The sequence below is a fragment of the Streptomyces sp. NPDC017056 genome, from assembly GCF_044332485.1.
Taxonomy (GTDB): Bacteria; Actinomycetota; Actinomycetes; order Streptomycetales; family Streptomycetaceae; genus Streptomyces.
In genome coordinates this window covers 225,819-244,379 of record NZ_JBIRPD010000001.1, presented here as the reverse complement: position 1 = coordinate 244,379, position 18,561 = coordinate 225,819, and the positions used below count along the sequence as shown (strand labels likewise).

Annotated in this window: 19 protein-coding genes; 13 read left to right on the top strand and 6 right to left on the bottom strand. The window is 71.5% G+C overall.

The features are described from left to right. Positions 1 to 21 precede the first annotated feature (21 nt). The 4 genes from ACH4OW_RS01100 (at position 22) to ACH4OW_RS01085 (ending at position 2,409) form a co-directional block, all read left to right on the top strand. Complete coding sequence (locus ACH4OW_RS01100; RefSeq protein ID WP_398024429.1) at positions 22 to 903, top strand: carbohydrate ABC transporter permease; 882 nt, start codon at positions 22 to 24, stop codon at positions 901 to 903. A 13-nt stretch (positions 904 to 916) separates the two neighbouring features. Beyond that, positions 917 to 1,666, top strand: a complete 750-nt coding sequence (gene npdG, locus ACH4OW_RS01095; RefSeq protein WP_398023970.1) for an NADPH-dependent F420 reductase — start codon at positions 917 to 919, stop codon at positions 1,664 to 1,666. 131 nt (positions 1,667 to 1,797) lie between these two features. Continuing rightward, a complete protein-coding gene (locus ACH4OW_RS01090) occupies positions 1,798 to 2,097 on the top strand; it encodes a hypothetical protein (protein ID WP_398023967.1) in 300 nt (99 codons plus the stop codon). Between the two features lie 114 nt (positions 2,098 to 2,211). Then, entirely contained in the window at positions 2,212 to 2,409 is a 198-nt protein-coding gene (locus tag ACH4OW_RS01085) for a hypothetical protein (protein ID WP_398023965.1), read from the top strand. Between the two features lie 44 nt (positions 2,410 to 2,453). On the opposite strand, the gene ACH4OW_RS01080 is transcribed toward ACH4OW_RS01085, so the two are convergent. Together ACH4OW_RS01080 and ACH4OW_RS01075 are read right to left on the bottom strand one after the other, a co-directional pair. Further along, entirely contained in the window at positions 2,454 to 3,269 is an 816-nt protein-coding gene (locus ACH4OW_RS01080; RefSeq protein WP_398023963.1) for a hypothetical protein, read from the bottom strand. Next, the gene (locus tag ACH4OW_RS01075) at positions 3,259 to 4,299 is read right to left on the bottom strand and encodes an XRE family transcriptional regulator (protein ID WP_398023961.1); all 1,041 of its coding nucleotides are present in this window, start codon (positions 4,297 to 4,299) and stop codon (positions 3,259 to 3,261) included. Before ACH4OW_RS01075 ends, ACH4OW_RS01080 begins: the two co-directional genes overlap by 11 nt. Positions 4,300 to 4,511: 212 nt before the next feature. Here ACH4OW_RS01075 and ACH4OW_RS01070 point away from each other — a divergent pair, with 212 nt between their 5' ends. The 4 genes from ACH4OW_RS01070 (at position 4,512) to ACH4OW_RS01055 (ending at position 6,747) form a co-directional block, all read left to right on the top strand. Beyond that, a complete protein-coding gene (locus ACH4OW_RS01070; protein WP_398023959.1) occupies positions 4,512 to 5,753 on the top strand; it encodes a helix-turn-helix domain-containing protein in 1,242 nt (413 codons plus the stop codon). Between the two features lie 93 nt (positions 5,754 to 5,846). After that, positions 5,847 to 6,068 (top strand): hypothetical protein, encoded by a 222-nt coding sequence (locus ACH4OW_RS01065; RefSeq protein ID WP_398023956.1) that lies wholly within the window; start codon positions 5,847 to 5,849, stop codon positions 6,066 to 6,068. Positions 6,069 to 6,093: 25 nt separating this feature from the next. Next, a complete protein-coding gene (locus tag ACH4OW_RS01060) occupies positions 6,094 to 6,573 on the top strand; it encodes a glycine-rich domain-containing protein (RefSeq protein ID WP_398023954.1) in 480 nt (159 codons plus the stop codon). A gap of 39 nt (positions 6,574 to 6,612) precedes the next feature. Continuing rightward, positions 6,613 to 6,747 carry a hypothetical protein gene (locus ACH4OW_RS01055; protein ID WP_398023952.1) on the top strand — a complete coding sequence of 45 codons (135 nt, stop codon included), beginning with the start codon at positions 6,613 to 6,615 and terminating at the stop codon, positions 6,745 to 6,747. A 56-nt stretch (positions 6,748 to 6,803) separates the two neighbouring features. Here ACH4OW_RS01055 and ACH4OW_RS01050 read toward each other — a convergent pair whose 3' ends face one another. After that, complete coding sequence (locus tag ACH4OW_RS01050; RefSeq protein WP_398023950.1) at positions 6,804 to 7,592, bottom strand: site-2 protease family protein; 789 nt, start codon at positions 7,590 to 7,592, stop codon at positions 6,804 to 6,806. Positions 7,593 to 7,706: 114 nt separating this feature from the next. Here ACH4OW_RS01050 and ACH4OW_RS01045 point away from each other — a divergent pair, with 114 nt between their 5' ends. Beyond that, positions 7,707 to 8,204, top strand: a complete 498-nt coding sequence (locus tag ACH4OW_RS01045; protein ID WP_360135145.1) for a DUF6578 domain-containing protein — start codon at positions 7,707 to 7,709, stop codon at positions 8,202 to 8,204. Between the two features lie 29 nt (positions 8,205 to 8,233). Further along, positions 8,234 to 11,644, top strand: a complete 3,411-nt coding sequence (locus ACH4OW_RS01040) for an AfsR/SARP family transcriptional regulator (protein WP_398023948.1) — start codon at positions 8,234 to 8,236, stop codon at positions 11,642 to 11,644. A 24-nt stretch (positions 11,645 to 11,668) separates the two neighbouring features. Here the strand turns inward: ACH4OW_RS01040 and ACH4OW_RS01035 are convergent, their stop codons facing one another. The 3 genes from ACH4OW_RS01035 to panB form a co-directional block, all read right to left on the bottom strand. Next, the gene (locus tag ACH4OW_RS01035) at positions 11,669 to 12,511 is read right to left on the bottom strand and encodes an ABC transporter permease (protein ID WP_360135139.1); all 843 of its coding nucleotides are present in this window, start codon (positions 12,509 to 12,511) and stop codon (positions 11,669 to 11,671) included. Next, positions 12,508 to 13,563 carry an ATP-binding cassette domain-containing protein gene (locus tag ACH4OW_RS01030; RefSeq protein ID WP_398023945.1) on the bottom strand — a complete coding sequence of 352 codons (1,056 nt, stop codon included), beginning with the start codon at positions 13,561 to 13,563 and terminating at the stop codon, positions 12,508 to 12,510. The genes ACH4OW_RS01035 and ACH4OW_RS01030 overlap by 4 nt, the downstream gene beginning before the upstream one ends. A 98-nt stretch (positions 13,564 to 13,661) precedes the next feature. After that, positions 13,662 to 14,576 (bottom strand): 3-methyl-2-oxobutanoate hydroxymethyltransferase, encoded by a 915-nt coding sequence (gene panB / locus ACH4OW_RS01025; protein ID WP_398023943.1) that lies wholly within the window; start codon positions 14,574 to 14,576, stop codon positions 13,662 to 13,664. Between the two features lie 176 nt (positions 14,577 to 14,752). Between panB and ACH4OW_RS01020 the strand changes: the two genes are divergently transcribed. The 3 genes from ACH4OW_RS01020 to ACH4OW_RS01010 all read left to right on the top strand — a co-directional run bounded on the left by ACH4OW_RS01020 (position 14,753) and on the right by ACH4OW_RS01010 (position 18,290). Beyond that, positions 14,753 to 16,375 carry an MFS transporter gene (locus ACH4OW_RS01020; RefSeq protein ID WP_398023941.1) on the top strand — a complete coding sequence of 541 codons (1,623 nt, stop codon included), beginning with the start codon at positions 14,753 to 14,755 and terminating at the stop codon, positions 16,373 to 16,375. After that, positions 16,372 to 17,025: a TetR/AcrR family transcriptional regulator gene (locus tag ACH4OW_RS01015; RefSeq protein WP_360135127.1), complete on the top strand. Its 654-nt coding sequence runs from the start codon at positions 16,372 to 16,374 to the stop codon at positions 17,023 to 17,025. The genes ACH4OW_RS01020 and ACH4OW_RS01015 overlap by 4 nt, the downstream gene beginning before the upstream one ends. Before the next feature lie 257 nt (positions 17,026 to 17,282). Beyond that, entirely contained in the window at positions 17,283 to 18,290 is a 1,008-nt protein-coding gene (locus ACH4OW_RS01010) for an endonuclease/exonuclease/phosphatase family protein (protein ID WP_398024427.1), read from the top strand. The last annotated feature ends 271 nt before the right edge of the window (positions 18,291 to 18,561 follow it).

Below are 18,561 nucleotides of genomic sequence, written 5' to 3'. Positions count from 1 at the left end.
GCCACCGTTGGCAAGACCACCGTGCGCGAGGCCACCACACACCCCTCCGCCCGAACCACCACCCACCCACCCCTCCGATACCGCATCATCACCGCCTCCCTCCTCACCCTCGCCGCCACCTACTTCCTCATCCCCGTCTACTGGCTCGCCGTCTCCGCCACCAAGAACAGCGCCGACCTCTTCGGCACCTTCAGCTTCTGGTTCGCCCACCCGCGCCCCTTCGCCTACCTGCGCGACGTACTCACCTACGACCACGGCGTCTACCTCCGCTGGTTCACCAACTCCCTCTTGTACGCGGGAGTTGGCGCGCTCGCCGCCACCCTGCTCTCCGCCGCGGCCGGCTACGCGCTCGCCAAGTTCCCGTTCCCCGGCCGGGAAGCCGTCTTCAACCTCGTCCTCGCCGGCGTCCTCATCCCCGGCACCGCCCTCGCCCTGCCCCTCTACTTCCTCTTCAGCTCCATGGGCCTGGCCAACACCTACTGGGCCGTTCTCCTCCCCAGCGTCGTGAGCCCCTTCGGGGTCTACCTCTGCCGGATCTACGCGGCGGCCGCCGTACCCGACTCGCTCCTGGAGGCGGCCCGCATCGACGGCGCGGGCGAGCCCCGCATCTTCGCCGGCCTGGCTCTGCGGCTCATGACCCCGGCCCTGGTCACCGTCTTCCTCTTCCAGTTCGTCCACATCTGGAACAACTATTTCCTGCCGCTGGTCATGCTCTCCGACTCCGACCTGTACCCGATCCAGCTCGGCCTGACCTCCTGGACGGGCTACGCGGACCGGCAGCCGGAGCTGTACCAGTACACGGTCGGCGGCGCGTTCCTGTCCGTACTGCCGCTGATGGTGCTGATGACCGTCCTCCAGCGCTACTGGCGCACGGGGCTCACGGAGGGCAGCGTGAAGGCGTGACAGTATCGCTGTCATGACTACTTCCGACGACGCGCGGACCGGCGACGACGCGCAGCCCGTTAATGTCGCGACCGAGGCCAAGAAGGCGCTCAAGAAGGACCCCTGGGACCTCCCCGACGTCTCCGGCCTCGTCGTCGGCGTCCTCGGCGGCACCGGCGACCAGGGCCGCGGCCTGGCCTACCGGCTCGCCCGCTCGGGCCAGAAGGTGATCATCGGCTCGCGGGCCGCCGAGCGCGCGCAGGCCGCCGCCGACGAGCTGGGCCAGGGCGTCGAGGGCGCGGACAACGCCGAGTGCGCGCGGCGCAGCGACATCGTCATCGTCGCCGTCCCGTGGGACGGCCACGCCAAGACCCTCGAAGCCCTCCGCGAAGAGCTGACCGGCAAACTCGTCATCGACTGCGTCAACCCCCTCGGCTTCGACAAGAAGGGCGCCTACGCGCTCAAGCCGGCGGAAGGCAGCGCCGCCGAACAGGCCGCCGCCCTGCTCCCCGACTCCCGGGTCACCGCCGCCTTCCACCACCTCTCCGCCGTCCTCCTCCAGAACCCGGAGGTCGACGAAATCGACACCGACGTGATGGTCCTCGGCGAATCCCGCGCCGACACCGACCAGGTCCAGGCCCTGGCCGCCCGCATCCCCGGCATGCGCGGCATCTACGCGGGCCGCCTGCGCAACGCCCACCAGGTGGAATCCCTGGTGGCCAACATCATCTCCACCAACCGCCGCTACAAGGCCCACGCGGGCCTGCGGATCACGGACGTATAGTCCGACCACCCGCGTCCACCCACCCGCCTCTTCCTCCTCCACCGAAAGGAACGTGACGCCATGCAGTGGTCGACCTAGCCGCCCGCCCGGAAAGTCCGGGAGCCCGGGCGGCGGGTTCCGGAAGGAACGCGATGTCCCGTACGGACAAAACGAAACCACTGTGGGTCCGCCACGCGGAACACGGCCCCCGCCCCGTCCACGATCACCGCTACGGCCCCTGCGACCTGCCACCGCACCCGGTGCGCGACCCCGCCGCCACCCGGTGCCGGTGGGCGGACCCCGGCATGATCCTGCTCGGCCGCACCTGCTGCGCGGGGTGCCACAAGCGCGGCTGCGTCAAGGAGTGGCAGGACATGGTCAAGACCGGCAACCGCAAGCGACGCCACGCTGACCGACGCGCGGCACGCCGTTACGTCACCTACGGCGACTGACCCGCCCCCTTCCGGGGGGCGGCCCCGGGGCCGCCCCCGGCCCTCCGCGCCGAGGCCCATGGGGGACACTGGAGGAAAACCCCCATACCTCCCCTTCGCACAGGAGCCGACCCCATGCCCCGCCTCGCCGTCTTCGCCCTCGTCGTCTGCATCCTCGCCGTCGCCGCGGCCGTAGTCTCCTTCGCCGAGGGCAGCTGGCTCGGCATCGTATGGATCCTGATGGCGGGCATCTCCAGCAACATGGCGTGGTTCTACGTACGCAAGGCCAAGCTGGACCGCACGAAGCGCGAGGGGGCGGCTTCGGCGGTCTGAGTCACACCGACCGGACCAGGCCCGCCCGGGGCACCCACCCCCGTTCACCGAGCCCTCTCCGCCTCCTCCAGCGCCGCCCGGTACTCGGCGGTCCAGTCGGCATGGCGCTGCTCGGCGGGCAGGCCGTCCAGCCCGGCGCGGAGGTGGTCCGCGGCGGCGCCGTACTCCGCCATCCCCAAGTGCGCCAGACCGAGTGAGAGCCGCTGGAAGTCCGGCGTCAGCCAGTACGCCGTCCCGGGCGGCTGCGCGCGAGCGGCCTCGGCGAGATTCCCCGCCTCGCCCAGGAGGCGCTTCGCCGTCTCGCGCTCTCCCAGCTGGGCGTACCCCTGGGCCGCCTGGGCCGCGTCGCCCATACGCTGAGCGGCATGGGCGCCCGGCGTACGGTACGCGGCGTCGAACCACCGCGCGACGGCTGCCGGACGCCCCTGGCGGCGCGCAATGTAGCCGCGGAAGTTGAGCGCCTGAGCCGCCAGCGTGCCCTCACCCGCTTCGTCCGCCAGCTCCACCGCGTCGTACAGGTGCACCGACGCTTCCACGTAATTCCCGGCCGAAGCATGCAACCACCCGGCGAATTGCACGTACTCCGCGACGACGCCGAGCAGCGCGTCCCGGTGAGGCCCGCGAGCATCGCGCAGCAACTGCTTCACGGTGAGAAGCTGCGCCTCCGTCGGACGGACCAGCGGCGCCGCCCCCACCGCGTCGTCCAGCCTCCGCTGCGCCGCCAGAACCCCGGCCAACGCGTCGACCGCCTGCCGGTCCAGCCTGGCCGGGCGTGCGATGGAGCGGCTGACGCGCCCGTGGTCGTCGGGGGGCAGGAGCGCGGCGAAGGCCGTGGCGAGCGCTCGCCGGTCAGAGCGCATACGGGTCGGCGTGCATGGTGTCGTCGAGATGTTTGAGGGCGTCGCGGAGCCGCGGTGGCGCTTTGGCCGAGGTGAGCCCGCTTTGTACGGCTTCGTGCAGTAGCCGCAGGGTGCGCGCGGACGCGGTCTCGCCCACGGTGGGCACTATGCCGACCGCTAGCTCTTCGGCGTCATTCCATGCGCAGAGGTGCAGCAGGCAGTTCAGCATCCGAGCGGGTGCCATGCCCCGGTGACCGACTACAGGCCCGCCTCGCTGCTCTGTGGAGCGCTGGAGGAAGCGCACGGCGCCCGCGTGATCGCCTGCGCTCTGGAGCGCGTGGCCGTGGTGCCCGTCGATCTCATTCGGCATGATCCACCACGCCCAGGCGGGGGCGCCCGATGGGTCGTCGCACTCCAGCAGTGACCGCGCCTTCTCGAACGTCCGGCCCGCCTCGGCAAGGGCACCGCAGCCTGCGAGCCCCCTGGCCTCGCGCATACGGAAGATCGCTTCCACGCGCGGCGACAGCCGGTCCTGCTCGATGACCGCGCGGGCCACGGCCAGCTCTTCGCGGTACCGCCCGAGCCAGCCGGACTGCATCGCCACGTTCTGCAGGATGAGCAGCTCGATCGACCGGTCGCCGGACAGCCTTGCCAGGAACAGCGCCTCCTGGTTGAAGCGGCGTGCGGCTTCGTGCTGCTCGGCGTCGAAGAGGACCCAGCCGGCGACCTCGGCCAGCTCGCTCGCCGCCGACCTGATGTCGCGCTCGTACCTGCTGTCGTATTCGCCGTCCCCTAGCCGCCTGTGCACGCTCTTGAAGGTGCGTGCCGCCACTTCGGCGATGGGCAGGCCCGTCAACTCGTTGTCCAGAAAAACCAGCCGCTGCGACGCCTCCCGGATTGCCTGCGCGTACTCGGGCCCGCGCGTTTCATTCAGGCGAAGCAGCGGGACGCGGTCGGCGGCGTCCTTGCGTTGCTGCCTCACCGAGGCGTGCCACGCTTGTGAACGCTCGCCCCGGGGGTGGCGGACGCGAGGTCCGATGTTTTCCGGCATGACTCCATACTGGCCGACGTGCGATCGGCACGTTGCCGACGTGGGGCGGCTGTTGTGCGTGATGACGCAGCGACAGGCGCAGAGAGGGGTGCACGCAGTGCTGGCATCAGGTCGGCTTTGGGAGTGCGCCGGGCGGCCCGGTGGAGGCCCTTCGGGGGCACCTGGTCCACGGGTAGGACGCCCTACCCTGGTGCCAGAGGTAGGTGATTGCCATGTCTCCGGAGATCTCGACCAACATCCGCAAACACCGCCGTCGCCTGGGGTGGAGCCAGGAGCGGCTGGCCGAGGCGGCCGGGGTGTCCCTGGGCACCGTACGCAAGCTGGAACAGGGAGGCGTGGCGCGCGTCGAAACGCTGGCGCAGCTCGCGGAGGCCCTGGATGTCGATACGGCGGCGCTCTTCGCCCCGGCCGCGAGCCCCGAACCGGTCCGTGACGACGGCCCCAGCCGTCAGCAGCTGCTGGACCTCCGCCGTCACCTGATGCCGCCCGTGGGGCTCGTCGATGTGGCCGGGGCGCAGGAGGCAGGCGTACCCCGGAGCGTGCTGCTGCATGACATCGACGAAGCGCACGCGCTCTACCAGGCCGACCGCTACGACTCGGTCGCGCGGCGGCTGCCCGGCATCCTCTCCGCCGCCGGGGGAAGTGCGCGCGTGGCCGACGGGGACGAGCAGCGGCACCAGACCCTGGTGACCCGGGCCCAGGCTCTGTTCCTCACGGGCAAGTACCTGACCCAGGTACGGCAGTACGACTTGGCGTACCAAGCGTTGGCCTCGGGCATCCGGGACGCCCGCGAGGTCGAGGCGACGTCCGCAGCCGCCGTCGGCGTCATCGGGCTGTGCTGGCTCCTGCTACGCCAGGACCGCTTCGCCGAATGTGCGGACCTGGCGTCGGACACGGCCGACGCGGTGGAGCCCCGGATGTCGAAGGCCGCGCCGGAGGAGCTCGCCATTTGGGGTGAACTGTTCCTCCGTGTGGCTGCTGCTGCCGTGCGTAACAACCGGAAGGAAGAAGCGAAAGGCGCCCGAAGGATGGCCGCCACGGCTGCCCGCGCGATCGGCCGCGAACACGCCGACTTCCGCACCCACTGGGCGGCGTTCGGACCGGCTACGGCGGAAATCAAGGTCATCGAGGATCTGTCGTTGAAGGGGGACGCGCGAGGGGTGTTGCGGCGAGCGGACACCGGGCCGCTCCACAAAGACAGTCTGCGGGCGTATGGCATCCCCGGCAGCAACGTGTGGGGCCGGTACCGGCTCGATGTCGCACGTGCTCACAGCCTGACCGGTGCGCACCATGACGCCACGTGCGAACTCATGGGGGTCTTCCGGTCGCAGCCGGAGTGGATGCGCCATCAGCCGATGGCACGCCGCGTACTGGAGAACGTGCTGAGGACCCGGACGCGTACGCTCACCGACGATATGCGAACGCTCGTAGCTCACCTGGGAGTCAGCGGCTGACTACCACGTCATGTGGTGGTTGCGCCCCTCCTCGCGTCGAACTGCTACGCAGCGTATCTGGGCTGTCCTGCGCGGAGGAGCCATGGTTTTCCCATGAGCAAGCCCCGCGGAATCCAAGGACCTCCGGTGTACCTGACGGACCCGTACTCAGCAGACGTCGATCCCATCCCCAAGCCGGGGTGCACACGCTGCGCCGCGGCGGACCAGCGCCGCACCGCCGCGCGCGTGGCCGGGCTGCCGGCCACGGCCGTCGACGCGAGCGTCGAGATCTGGCGCCACCCCCATCCGAACGGCAAGACGAACGGGCAGCGGTGACGGTGCCGGGCAAAGGGAGCCGCACATGAAGAACGTACGGGAATTGATCAGCGCTGCCGCGCACGTCAGCATCGTGAGTACGGTAAAGGACAACAATCCGGGCATGGACGTCACCACGGCGGTCCGCATCACCGACGAAGGGCTGAAATTCGTCACCGCGTGCGCTGCCACGCCGGACGCCGCGCTTGCGCCGTCCCGAGTCGTCGACGAGGGCTGGCATGCTCTCATCCTTCACACGAGTGTGTACGCGGAGCTGTGCGACTCGCTCGGACGCCGCGTCCACCACTACCCGGGGTACGCGCCGGGCAACTACGACCCGGCGATCTTGGAACGTACGCAGGATGCCATCAGGGCGGCCGGTTACGACGTCGACGCCGACCTGTGGGGCCCTCCGGGCGGAGCGGAGCTGGTCACGGTCGCCGCTCAGTGCCAGCACTCCCCACCGGACGACGGGCCGACCAAGCCCATGCCCGCGCCACGTCCGCCATGTCGCGACAAGCCGTAGTGAACGTCTGCCACACTCGGCGCATCGATTGGAGGCTCCATGGCCGAGTGGACGAATTCCCGGTACGCCGAACTCGTGCGGTCCTACCGGGCAGCCCAGGAAGACGAAGGGCGGGACGACGCCCCGGTCCGTGGCTTCGTCATTCCCGACACCGCCCCGGAGCGGCCGGAGTAGGGCCGGGGTTCCCCGCCTCGCCCGCGTGAGCCCTGTGCCGGGCCCGCCCCGCCCGGCTACGGGATCTGGGGCTCGCCCTGCCAGAACCTGAAGAGTTCCTGGCCCCAGTAGGTGTCCCAGTTGGTGATGCCGAGGGTGCGCAGGATGGCGTCGACGGCGTCGAAGAAGACGGTGTTGAGTTCCGGGATCCACAGGAGGCCGAAGACGGCGATCAGGCCGAAGGGGGCGAAGGGCTCGACCTGGCGGCGGAGGTTGGAGGAGAGCCAGGGTTCGATGACGCCGTAGCCGTCCAGGCCGGGGACCGGGACGAAGTTCAGGATGGCGGCGGTGACCTGGAGGAGGGCCAGGAACGCCAGGGCGTAGCGGAACGGCTGCGGTACGCCGTCCATGGCGCCCAGCCAGAAGGGGGCCGAGACGACGGCGGCGAAGAGGATGTTGGTGAGGGGGCCGGCGGCCGAGATGAGGCTGTGCCGCCAGCGGCCGTGGATGCGGTCGCGTTCGATGAAGACGGCGCCGCCCGGCAGGCCGATTCCGCCCATGATGACGAAGAGCACCGGCAGCACGATGCTGAGCAGCGCGTGGGTGTATTTGAGGGGGTTGAGGGTGAGGTAGCCCTTGGCGCCGATGGAGATGTCGCCGCTGTGCAGGGCGGTGCGGGCGTGGGCGTACTCGTGGAGGCACAGGGAGACGATCCAGCCGGAGACCACGAACAGGAAGACGGCGAAGCCGGTGCTCGCCGCGAGCCGTCCGGTCCAGACGGCCCACCCGGACACCGCCATGACGGCGACGAGCGCGAGGAAGACCGGGCTGACGCGGCGGTCGGCGCGCTGTGCTGCTGTGGTCATTTTCTGGTGCTCCCGGTAGTTCTGTGGCAGGCAGCACCGACCGTATCCGCGGACCGGTCGGCCGTGCACGGAAAACGGCGGGCGGCGGGTGGGGAGTTCCGGGAGGCTGGGCCCATGACGGATTCGGGCACGGGGCGGACGGTAAGGCTCTTCCACCGCAGCTGGGAGCTGGAGTGCTGCGGCAAGCCCTTCTCGGTCGGTGACGAGGTCGCCTGGCCGCTGGTTTTCGAGGACGTGCCGGCCGCGGACGCGGAGATCTGGGCGGACTGTCTGGACGGCCGGGGGCGGCTGCGGGTGGCCACGTTGCACGGGGGCGCGCCGGAGAAGGGGTCGGGGGCTCCTTGGGTCGCGGGGCGGGTCCGGTCCATACAGGTGGTGGTCGTGGGGTACCGGGCGGCCGAGCCGGTGCCCGGTGAACGGTGGCTGCGCCCGGTCGAGCACTGCCCGAGGTGGTTCGCGGGCCGCGTCGAGGAGGGAGCGGACGGAGCGGACGGTACGGGGCCGGGCGCCGGCCCGCGGGCGAAGGGCGGCGGGGGCCGGTGCGCCTACCACCGTGCCGAGTGCGGCGTGATCGTCGAGGTGGACGTGGCGTGCGGGGAGCGCCGCGCGTGAAATCACCGTCCATAAAGGACAATGGGCCGGTGCGCTACGGAATCCTCGGCACCGCCCAGGCCCACCGGAGCGACGGTACGCCCGTCGCCCTCGGTGGTCCGCGCCTGCGCGCACTGCTCACGGCGCTCGCGTTGCGCCCCGGCCGGGCGCTCGCCGCCGATCTGCTGATCGCCGACGTCTGGGGCCCGGAGCCGCCCGCCGACGCGACCGGCGCTTTGCAGGCTCTGATAGCGCGGCTGCGCCGGTCCGTGGGCCGGGACGCGATCGACTCCGTACACGGCGGGTACCGGCTGCGCGCCGCCCCGGCCGACGTGGATCTGCACCGTTTCGACCAGCTTGCCACCGAGGGGGCGCAGGCGCTGGCGGACGCCGACGCGGTCAAGGCCGCGGCGCTGCTCGACGACGCCCTCGCGCTCTGGCGCGGCCCGGCGCTGGCCGACCTCCCGGAGGCGGCGGGCGAGGCGGCGCGCGCCGAGCGCGGCCACCTGGACGCCCGCCGTGCGCGGCTCGCCGCGGAGGTCGCCCTCGGCCGTGCCGGCCAGGCGCTGCCCGCGCTGGCGGCCCTGTGTGCCGACCATCCGCTGGACGAGCCGCTCCAGGCGCTGCGCTTGCGTGCCCTGCGGGCCGCGGGCCGTACGGCGGAGGCGCTCGACGCGTACGCCTCGGTACGTGCCGCGATCGCCGACCGCCTGGGTGCCGAGCCGGGCCCCGAACTGCGCGAGTTGCATGGGGAGTTGTTGCGGTTGGAGGGGGGTGGTGAGACGGATCGGCCGGTGCTGGCGGGGGGTGGTGGTGGACGGCCCGCCGGGCGGAGCGCGGGGGTGGCCCCTGGGGGCGGTGCCGTGAACGGTGTTCGTAGCGGGCCTGCCGCCCGGCCGGGCAATCTGCGGTCGCGGCCGACCTCCTTCGTGGGCCGGGAGGACGATTTGGCCGCGATCCGTGCCGACCTGGCCGCCCATCGCCTGGTGACCCTGCTGGGTCCCGGTGGCGCCGGGAAGACGCGGCTTTCGCAGGAGAGTGCCGAGGCGGCGGCAGCCGCGGCACCGGACGCCTGGACGGACGGGGTGTGGTTCGCGGAGCTGGCGCCCGTGGACGACCCGCAGACCGTCCCGGAAGCGGTGCTGACCGCTCTCGGGGCGCGCGAGACCGTGCTGCGCGGCTCCACCGCCGAGGAACTGCGCGCCGCCACCGACCGGTCCGCGTACGACCCGATGGCCCAGCTCGCCGAGTTCTGCGAGAACCGGCGGATGCTCCTGGTCCTCGACAACTGCGAGCACGTGATCGGCGCCGCCGCCGAACTGGCGGACCGGCTGCTGGCCGAGTGCCCCGGCGTGACGGTGCTGGCCACCAGCCGGGAGCCGCTGGCCGTGCCGGGCGAGGCGCTGCGGCCGGTGGAACCGCTGCCCGACCCGGTCGCGCTGCGGCTGCTGGCCGACCGGGGGGCCGCCGCGCGGCCCGGGTTCCGCGTCGAGGACGACCCGGTCGCCTGCGCCGAGATCTGCCGGCGGCTCGACGGGCTGCCGCTCGCCATCGAACTGGCCGCCGCCCGGCTGCGGTTGCTCGGCCCGCGCCAGCTGGCCGACCGGCTGGACGACCGGTTCCGGCTGCTGACCAGCGGTAGCCGTACCGTACTGCCCAGGCAGCAGACGCTGCGCGCGGTGGTGGACTGGTCCTGGGACCTGCTCGACGACGCCGAACGGGCCGTGCTGCGCCGCCTGTCGGTCTTCTCCGGCGGCTGCGACCTGGTCGTCGCGGAGGAGGTCTGCGGCGACGGGGAGGCGGGCTCCCGGGCGCGGGTGGCGCCCCGCGACGTGGCCGTCCTGCTCGCTTCGCTGATCGACAAGTCGCTGGTGGTCGCGGGCCAGGACGCCGACGGGCGGATGCGCTACCGGCTGCTGGAGACCGTCTCGGAGTACGCGGGCGAGCGCCTGGACGAGGCGGGGGAGCGGACCGCGACCGAACGGCGGCACCTGGTCGCCTACCGTGAACTCGCCCGCAACGCGGACCCGTTGCTGCGCGGCCCCGAGCAGTGCGCCTGGCTGGACCGCCTGGAACTGGAACACGACAACCTGCGGACCGCGCTGCGCCGGGCCGTCGCCGCCCACGACGAGCACGAAGCCCTGTGCCTGCTGCTCTCGCTCCAGTGGTTCTGGACGCTGCGCGACCACCGCGCCGACGCCCGCGCCTGGTCGACGGCCGTGGCGGCCCTCGGCCCCGACCCCTTCGCGCTGCCCGTCGAACCGGCGCCCGTCCTGCACGCCCGGCCCATCGACGCGCCGCCGCCGATGGACCCCGAGCAGCTCAAGGAGGCGCGCCGGGAGATCCGGCTGGTCGGGCTGGCCAGCGTCGAGAGCGACATCGAGGTGCTGCGCAAGCAGGACCGGCGGGACGAGCTGACCGGCATCCTGGGCGCCTACCGCAGCGGCATGCCGCAGACCTGCCGGCTGCCGGGCGTGATGTGGTACTACGCGGTGCTGCTGACGGGCCGGTTCAACGACCTGGCGGAGATGACGGAGGACGCGGTACGCGCCTGCCGGGAGTACGGCTACGAATGGGAGCTGGCCTTCGTCCTCCAGCTGCGCGCCAAGATCTTCAACGACCGGCCGGGCGGCCTGGCCAAGGCCCGCAGGGACGCCGACGAATCCTTGGAGATCTTCGTACGGCTCGGGGACGCGTGGGGCGCGGCGGAGGCCATCGCGGGGCGCGGCGAGTCCCGGGAGGGGCGCGGCGAGTACGAGCTGGCCGCCGAGGATTACCGGGCGGCCATCCGCTACGCCGAGGACCTCGGGGCGCGCAGCCAGATCCTGCTGCTCCAGACCCGGCTGGGCAGCGTGCTGATCGAGGCCGACGACGAAGCGACCGGCGAGCGGCTGCTGTACGAGGTGCTGGAGCTGGCGAAGGAGCACAACAGCGGCCGGGACGCGGTGCCGTTCGCCCATCTGACGCTCGCGACGCACCTCACGTGCGCGGGCCGTCTCCGGGAAGCGCGCGGTCACCTGGAAGAGGTGCGCAAAACGTTCGGCCAGCGTGGACCGGAGTTGTTCAAGGGCGTGCTGGCCATGTCCCTGATCGCCCTGGACATCGAGGAGGGGAAGTTCGCCCCCGGCATGCTGCCGCAGGTCCGGTCGGCCATGGCGCTGTTCCAGGACGAACTGACGCAGATCGTCGCGCCCGACCTGCCGGTGGTCCAGCTCCTGACCGGGGCGCGGGTGCTGCTGGGCGTGCGGGGCGCGGCGGCCGGCGGCACGGACGCGGCGCGGCTGATCGGCGCGTACGACACGCTCCGCGCCGGTTCCCGCCGGCCGCAGCGGATCATCCGGAAGAACCGGGCGGCGGCCGAGGCGGAGACGCGCGCGGCACTCGGCGACGACGCCGCCTACGAGCGGGCGTACGCGGAGGGCGGCGGCCTCTCTCTCGAAGAAGCCACCGCCCTCATCTGACGCGCGCCGGGCGAAGGTGACGCGTCAGGTCTTCTTGCGGAACTTGTTCACGGCCAGCGGCGCGAACACCAGGGTGATGCCTGCGGTCCAGGCCAGGGTGATCAGCACCGGGTGGGCGACCGCGCCGTGCCCGTTCATCAGGGCGCGGGCCGCGTCCGCCAGGTTCGACAGCGGGTTGATCTTGGTGAACGCCTCCATCCAGCCCGGCATCGTCGTGGTCGGGGCGAATATGGAGGAGCCGAACTGCAGCGGCATCAGCACCATGAAGCCGACGCCCTGCACCGCCTGCGGGGTCTTCATGGTCAGCCCCAGCAGCATGAAGATCCAGGTCAGCGAGGAGCCGAAGAGCAGCGCCAGGGCGATGGCCGCCAGCAGCTGCAGCGGGCCGGTCTCCAGGTCGAAGCCGATCAGGAAGGCCAGCGCCAGCAGGATGACGGTGGAGACCAGCATCCGCCCGGACTCCACGAGCATCTTCGCCGTCAGCACCGAGGAACGGGCGATCGGCATCGTGCGGAAGCGGTCCATCACCCCCTTGTTGAAGTCGTCGTTGACGCCGGAGCCGACCGACATGGCGATGTTCAGGCCGCCCATGGCCAGCAGGCCGGGAATGATGTAGTTGATGTACGCGGAGCGGCCGCCGCCCAGGCTGCCGCCCACCGCGCCGCCGAAGACGTACACGAACAGCAGCGTGAAGACGATGGGCATCAACAGGGCGTCGAACATCGACTCCGGGTCGTTCTTGATCTGCATCGCGTTGCGGCGCACCAGGGCGCTCGTGTGACGCAGGTGGGCCCGGAGCCCGATCCGGCCCTCGTCGGCACCCGGCCGCTGCGGCTTGCCCGGCGCCGTCACCGTCGCGGCACTCATGCCGGAACCTCCTCGAACTGCTTGTCCTGTACGCCCTGCGGGTCACGCGGACCGTCCTGCGGGCCGCTGCCGTCGGCCTCCGAACTCTTCTGGCCGGTGATGGCCAGGAACACCTCGTCCAGGCTGGGCAGATGGGTGTTGATGCCGGAGAGCGTGAAGCCCCGCTCGCCGAGCATGCCGACCACGGCGGAGAGCTGCTCGTCGCTGACGATCGGCACGTTCACCACGCCGTCCTCGTGGTCGGCGGTGGCGCCCGCGACGCCGTCCAGGCCGGCCTGCGCGATGGCGCCGACCATCCGGTCCAGCTCGGCGGCCTGTGCCGGGCGGATCTGCAGCGTACGGCCGCCGACCTTGGCCTTGAGCTCGTCGACCTTGCCCTCGGCGATCACCCGGCCGCGGTCGACGACCGTCAGCTCGTGCGCGAGCTGCTCGGCCTCTTCCATGTACTGGGTGGTCAGCAGGACCGTCGCGCCCTCCCGCACCATGCTGCGGACCTCGTCCCACACCTCGTTGCGGGTGCGGGGGTCCAGGCCCGTCGTCGGCTCGTCCAGGTACAGCACCGCGGGCCGGCCGATCATCGAGGCGGCCAGGTCCAGGCGGCGGCGCATACCGCCGGAGTACTTGGCGGCGGGCCGCCCGGCGGCCTCGGTCAGGGAGAACCGCTCCAGCAGCTCGTCCGCCCGCGCGCGGGCGTCCTTGCGGGAGAGGTCGAGCAGCCGCCCGATCATGTACAGGTTCTCCCGGCCGGAGAGCTTCTCGTCGACCGAGGCGTACTGGCCGGTGAGCCCGATCGTGCGGCGCAGCGCGCGAGGCTGGCGCACTACGTCGTACCCCGCCACCGTCGCCGTGCCGGCGTCCGGCACCAGCAGGGTGGACAGGCAGCGCACCAGCGTCGTCTTTCCCGCACCGTTCGGCCCCAGTACGCCGAGGACGGTGCCTTCCCGTACGTCGAGATCCACCCCGTCCACGGCCTTCACATCACCGAAGTGCTTGACCAGTCCCCGCACTTCGACGGCGTTCCCCGCGCCGTTGGATATCGTCTTTCGCGTCATGCCACCAAGATGGCAGACCCCACTGACAAACGACCGACATCCGGCCGACAGCGGGCCGGCGAACGCCCCCGCCGCCGTGGCGGCGGGGGCTCCGCGCGTCAGCGGAAGGAGTGTTCCCGGGCCGGGAACGCGCCGCCGACGACCTCCTCGGCGAAGTCCTTGGCCGCGTCGCCCAGGGTCGCGCGGAGGTTCGCGTACTGCTTGACGAAGCGCGGCACGTGGCCGCTGGTCAGGCCCGCCATGTCGGTCCACACCAGGACCTGCGCGTCGCAGCCGGCGCCCGCGCCGATGCCGACCGTCGGGATGTGCAGCGAGCGGGTGACCTCGGCGGCCAGCTCGGCCGGTACGGCTTCCAGGACGACGCCGAAGGCCCCCGCGTCCTGGACGGCCTTGGCGTCGCGCAGGAGCTGCTGGGCCGCTTCCTCGCCGCGGCCCTGCACCGGGTAGCCCCCGTACGCGTTGACGGATTGCGGCGTGAGGCCGACGTGCGCCATGACCGGGATGCCGGAGGAGACCAGCAGCTCGACCTGGTGGGCGGAGCGCTCGCCGCCCTCCAGCTTGACCGCCTGCACCCCGGCCTCCTTGACCAGGCGGGTGGCGTTGCGCAGGGCCTGGACGGGGCTCTCCTGGTAGGCGCCGAAGGGCAGGTCGGCGACGATCAGGGCGCGCTGGGTGCCGCGGACCACGGCCGCGGACAGGATCGTGATCTCGTCCATCGTGACGGGCACGGTGGTCTCGTAGCCGAGGTGGCAGTTGCCCATCGAGTCGCCGACCAGCAGGACGGGGATGCCGGCCTCGTCGAAGACGGAGGCGGTCATCGCGTCGTAGGCGGTGAGCATCGGCCACTTCTCGCCGCGCTCCTTGGCGGCGGCGATGTCGCGTACGGTGACCCGCCGCGAACTCTTGCCCCCGTACAGCGACTTGCCGCTGCCGGTTGCGGGCTTCGCGGTGGTCCCGGCGGGCGCCGTGGTCCCCTCTTCGGCCGGGTTCGTGGCAGGCGAAAGCTGCGTCATGGTGACGGCTCCTGTTCGTCATCTCGAAGCGCCCTGACGGCGTCTCCGGACTCCCTTCCATGCTGGCACGCCCGGCGGGCGGAGGGAAAGGGGCGCCGGAGGAGGGAAGCCGCACGTCCGGCGGCCTTATGCGATACGGAACGGGCCCGTATCGTTAAAGGAGGTACGCTCGCTTCATGGCCAGTGCTTCCGAACCCTCCGGCATATCCGGCGCCTCCCGGCACGTACCCGAGCACATCCACCGCCGCCGCTGGGCGATCCTGTCCGTCCTCATGCTCAGCCTGCTGATCGTGGTGCTGGACAACTCGATCCTGAACGTGGCGATGAAGACGATCGCCACACCGGCCCCCACCGGCCTCGGCGCCACGCAGAGCCAGCTGGAGTGGGCGATCAACTCCTACACGCTCGTCTTCGCGGGGCTGCTGTTCACCTCCGGGCTGCTCGGCGACCGGCTGGGCCGCAAGAAGGTGCTGCTCTTCGGCCTGGTGGTGTTCGGCATCGGCTCGGTGCTGGCGGCCGTCTCCGGGGCGCCCGGGCAGCTGATCGCCTTCCGTGCGGTGATGGGGCTGGGCGGCGCCTTCGTGATGCCGTCCACCCTCGCCGTCCTGATGAACGTCTTCGAGCGGGACGAGCAGCCGAAGGCGATCGGGATCTGGGCGGGCAGCGTGGGCCTGGCCATCGCGATCGGCCCGATCGCGGGCGGTCTGCTGCTGGACCACTTCTGGTGGGGTTCGGTCTTCCTCGTCAACGTTCCGATCGTGCTTGTCGCGCTGGTCGCGATACTCCTCTTGGTGCCCGACTCCAGGGACCCGCGGCCGGGGAAGCTGGACCCGGTCGGCGTGCTGCTCTCCGTCGTCGGCCTGGTGCTGCTGGTGTACGGGATCATCAAGGGCGGCCAGCTCGCCGACTTCACCGACCCGCAGGTCTTCGGCACGGTCCTGGGCGGCGTGCTCGTCCTGGTCGTTTTCGTGCTGTACGAGAAGCGCATCGATCACCCGTCGATCGACGTCAGTCTCTTCCGCAAGCCGGCCTTCTCCGCCGCCGTGGGTGCCATCGCGCTGGTCTTCTTCGCGCTGATGGGCGTCACGTTCTTCGTCGTCTTCTACATCCAGAGCGTGCGCGGCTTCACGCCGCTCCAGGCGGGGCTGCTGATCCTGCCGCTGGCCGCCGCCCAGATGATCTTCGCGCCGCGGGCCCGGCTCGTCGTCGACCGCTTCGGCTCGCGCGCCGTCTGCACGGCCGGCATGCTGCTGGTCGCCGTCACCATGGCCGGCTTCCTGCTCCTGGACACCGGCACCCCGATCTGGGTGCTGGAGGTGCTCTTCTTCATCCAGGGCACCGGCATGGCGCACATCATGCCGCCGGTCACCGTCTCGGTCATGCAGTCGCTGCCGCGCGAGAAGGCGGGCTCCGGGTCGGCGCTGAACAACACGTCCCGGCAGGTCGGCGGCACGCTCGGAGTCGCCGTACTGGGCTCGCTGCTGTCCACCGTCTACCGCGACGGCATCGAGGGCGCGCTGAACTCCGTACCCGGCCTGCCGGACGGCGCCCGGCACGCGGCGGGCGAGTCCATCGAGGCGACGCTCGGCCTGGCCCGGCAGCTGGGCCCCGCGGGCAAGGCGCTGGCCGGCCAGGCGAACGACGCCTTCATCCACGCCATGCACGTCACCGCGCTGGGCTCGGCCGGCGTGGCGGTGCTCGGCGCCGTGGTGGTCGCGGCCTTCCTGCCGGGCAGGATGGAGGCCGGTGCGCACGGTGCGGACCGCGCGGACCGGGAAGAGGCGAAGGTACGGACATGAACGGCAGCCGGACGGCAGGCACGAGCGGGGAGGCGGCGGGCACGCAGGCCGCCGGGGAAGGGGCGGACCCCCGCCGGGGCCGTCCCCGCAACGCCGCCGCGGACACCGCGATCATCGAGGCGGTGCTGCACCTGATCGAGGACGGCGTCTCCATCGGCGAGCTGTCGATGGAGCGCATCGCCCGCCAGGCGGGCGTCGGCAAGGCCACCGTCTACCGGCGCTGGCCGGGCAAGAGCGAGCTGATGCTCGACGTGATGCGCTCGCTGGACACCGACATCCCGCCGCCGGCCGGCGCGTCCGTGCGCGACGACCTGGTCGGCATCATCGAGTTCCTGCGCATCCGCGGCCTGGCCAAGCGCAACTCGGCGCTGCTGCGCACCGTCGTCACCCACGTCAAGGCGCAGCCGGCGCTGTGGCGGGAGTACCACGAGACGGTCGTCCAGGCGCGCCGCGAGGTGCTGCTGTCCGTGCTGCGCCGCGGCATGGAGCGCGGGGAGATCCGTTCCGACCGGGACACCGACCTGCTCGCCGACCTCTTCGTCGGACCGGTGCTGTCGCGGGCCCTGCTGCACGAGTGGGCGGACCTGCCGGAGGGGCTCGCCGAGGAGATCGTCGACACGGTGCTGGACGGCGTACGGCCCCGGACGTAGGCGCCGCGGCGTCCCCGCCGTACCCGTCCCGAAGCGACAACCGTGCGCAAAAGACGACACCAGCTGACCGCTCGATGACGGGACTATGCCCGTTCTGTCACAGCGGCCGCGATGGCCTCCGGAACCGGAACCCGGACGCGTCAGCGTGCCGTCCTCACTTCTAAGAAAGCACATTACGGACCATCGCCTAGGGTCGGAGACCACAGGCGGGGCGTACGGAGCAAGGCAGTGAGGACGGCGGCATGGCGCAGGCATACATGACGGAGTCGGGGCAGGGCCAAGACCCTGAGCGGACCGCCTCCCGAGCGCGGCGCCTGCGCGACTGGTGGCGCCCGGAGGGCATGTGGCGCCGGGGCATCGTGCTCGCGGTGCTGGCGCTGCTGCTCGGCCTGCTGATGATCGTGCACGCGCACGTCCCGAACACCGTGGGCAACCTCGGCAGCCTGCTGGAGACGTTCCTGCCGTGGCTCGGCATGCTCGGCGTCCCGGTGCTGCTGGTCGCCGCCGTACTGCGGCGTTCCACGACCGCGATCGTCGCGCTCCTGCTGCCCGCCATCGTCTGGGTCAGCCTCTTCGGCGGGCAGGTCACCGACAAGAAGGGCACCGGCGGCAACCTGACCGTCGCCACCCACAACGTCGACGCCGACAACCCCGACCCCGCGGGCACCGCGAAGGACATCGTGAAGTCCGGCGCCGACGTGGTGGCCCTGGAGGAGCTGACCGGCGACGCGCTGCCCAAGTACAAGGAGGGGCTGGCCAAGGCGTACCCGTACCGCACGGTGCAGGGCACGGTGGGGCTGTGGAGCAAGTACCCGCTCTCGGACGCCGCGCCGGTGAACATCAAGATGGGCTGGACCAGGGCGCTGCGCGCCACCGTCAAGGCGCCCGACGGCCGGGAGGTCGCCTTCTACGTCGCGCACCTGCCGTCGGTGCGGGTCAAGCTCAACGCGGGCTTCACCGCCAACCAGCGCGACAACAGCGCCGCAGCCCTCGGCGAGGCGATCGCCCGGGAGCCCGTCAAGCAGGTCATCCTGCTGGGCGACCTCAACGGCACGATGAACGACCGTTCGCTGGCCCCGGTCACCTCGCAGCTGCGCTCGGCGCAGGGCGCGGCGGGCGACGGCTTCGGCTTCAGCTGGCCGGCCGGCTTCCCGATGGCCAGGATCGACCAGATCATGATGAAGGGGATCGACCCGGTCTCCTCCTGGTCGCTGCCCAGGACCGGAAGTGACCACCTTCCGCTGGCCGCCTCGGTCAAAATCTGACAAAGTCGGAACCAAAGTCGGAATCAAAGTCGGAACGGCCGCCACCCCGGCAGGGGGCGGCCGTTCCCCCTGTGCCAAGGGCCGCGCGAGCGCCGTCGCCCCTCCTCCGTCACCTTGCGTTCTTCCGGCGGAATGAATGCCCTGAGAGACTTTGTTCCGTGTAAGAACTTACGGACATCTTGCCGCGCACCGTCGTACGAATCCCCCACGCCCCAGCGCAACCGCTCCGGCGTGCCCGGGGGCCCGTACGCACCGTTTCGAAAGGTCTCTC

Excerpts from the sequence above, each read along its gene's own strand:
- npdG (WP_398023970.1), top strand. The coding sequence starts at position 917 with ATGACTACTTCCGACGACGCGCGGACCGGCGACGACGCGCAGCCCGTT.
- ACH4OW_RS01090 (WP_398023967.1), top strand. The coding sequence starts at position 1,798 with ATGTCCCGTACGGACAAAACGAAACCACTGTGGGTCCGCCACGCGGAA.
- ACH4OW_RS01085 (WP_398023965.1), top strand. The coding sequence starts at position 2,212 with ATGCCCCGCCTCGCCGTCTTCGCCCTCGTCGTCTGCATCCTCGCCGTC.
- ACH4OW_RS01080 (WP_398023963.1), bottom strand. The coding sequence starts at position 3,269 with ATGCGCTCTGACCGGCGAGCGCTCGCCACGGCCTTCGCCGCGCTCCTG.
- ACH4OW_RS01075 (WP_398023961.1), bottom strand. The coding sequence starts at position 4,299 with ATGCCGGAAAACATCGGACCTCGCGTCCGCCACCCCCGGGGCGAGCGT.
- ACH4OW_RS01070 (WP_398023959.1), top strand. The coding sequence starts at position 4,512 with ATGTCTCCGGAGATCTCGACCAACATCCGCAAACACCGCCGTCGCCTG.
- ACH4OW_RS01065 (WP_398023956.1), top strand. The coding sequence starts at position 5,847 with ATGAGCAAGCCCCGCGGAATCCAAGGACCTCCGGTGTACCTGACGGAC.
- ACH4OW_RS01060 (WP_398023954.1), top strand. The coding sequence starts at position 6,094 with ATGAAGAACGTACGGGAATTGATCAGCGCTGCCGCGCACGTCAGCATC.
- ACH4OW_RS01055 (WP_398023952.1), top strand. The coding sequence starts at position 6,613 with ATGGCCGAGTGGACGAATTCCCGGTACGCCGAACTCGTGCGGTCCTAC.
- ACH4OW_RS01050 (WP_398023950.1), bottom strand. The coding sequence starts at position 7,592 with ATGACCACAGCAGCACAGCGCGCCGACCGCCGCGTCAGCCCGGTCTTC.
- ACH4OW_RS01045 (WP_360135145.1), top strand. The coding sequence starts at position 7,707 with ATGACGGATTCGGGCACGGGGCGGACGGTAAGGCTCTTCCACCGCAGC.
- ACH4OW_RS01035 (WP_360135139.1), bottom strand. The coding sequence starts at position 12,511 with ATGAGTGCCGCGACGGTGACGGCGCCGGGCAAGCCGCAGCGGCCGGGT.
- ACH4OW_RS01030 (WP_398023945.1), bottom strand. The coding sequence starts at position 13,563 with ATGACGCGAAAGACGATATCCAACGGCGCGGGGAACGCCGTCGAAGTG.
- panB (WP_398023943.1), bottom strand. The coding sequence starts at position 14,576 with ATGACGCAGCTTTCGCCTGCCACGAACCCGGCCGAAGAGGGGACCACG.
- ACH4OW_RS01020 (WP_398023941.1), top strand. The coding sequence starts at position 14,753 with ATGGCCAGTGCTTCCGAACCCTCCGGCATATCCGGCGCCTCCCGGCAC.
- ACH4OW_RS01015 (WP_360135127.1), top strand. The coding sequence starts at position 16,372 with ATGAACGGCAGCCGGACGGCAGGCACGAGCGGGGAGGCGGCGGGCACG.
- ACH4OW_RS01010 (WP_398024427.1), top strand. The coding sequence starts at position 17,283 with ATGACGGAGTCGGGGCAGGGCCAAGACCCTGAGCGGACCGCCTCCCGA.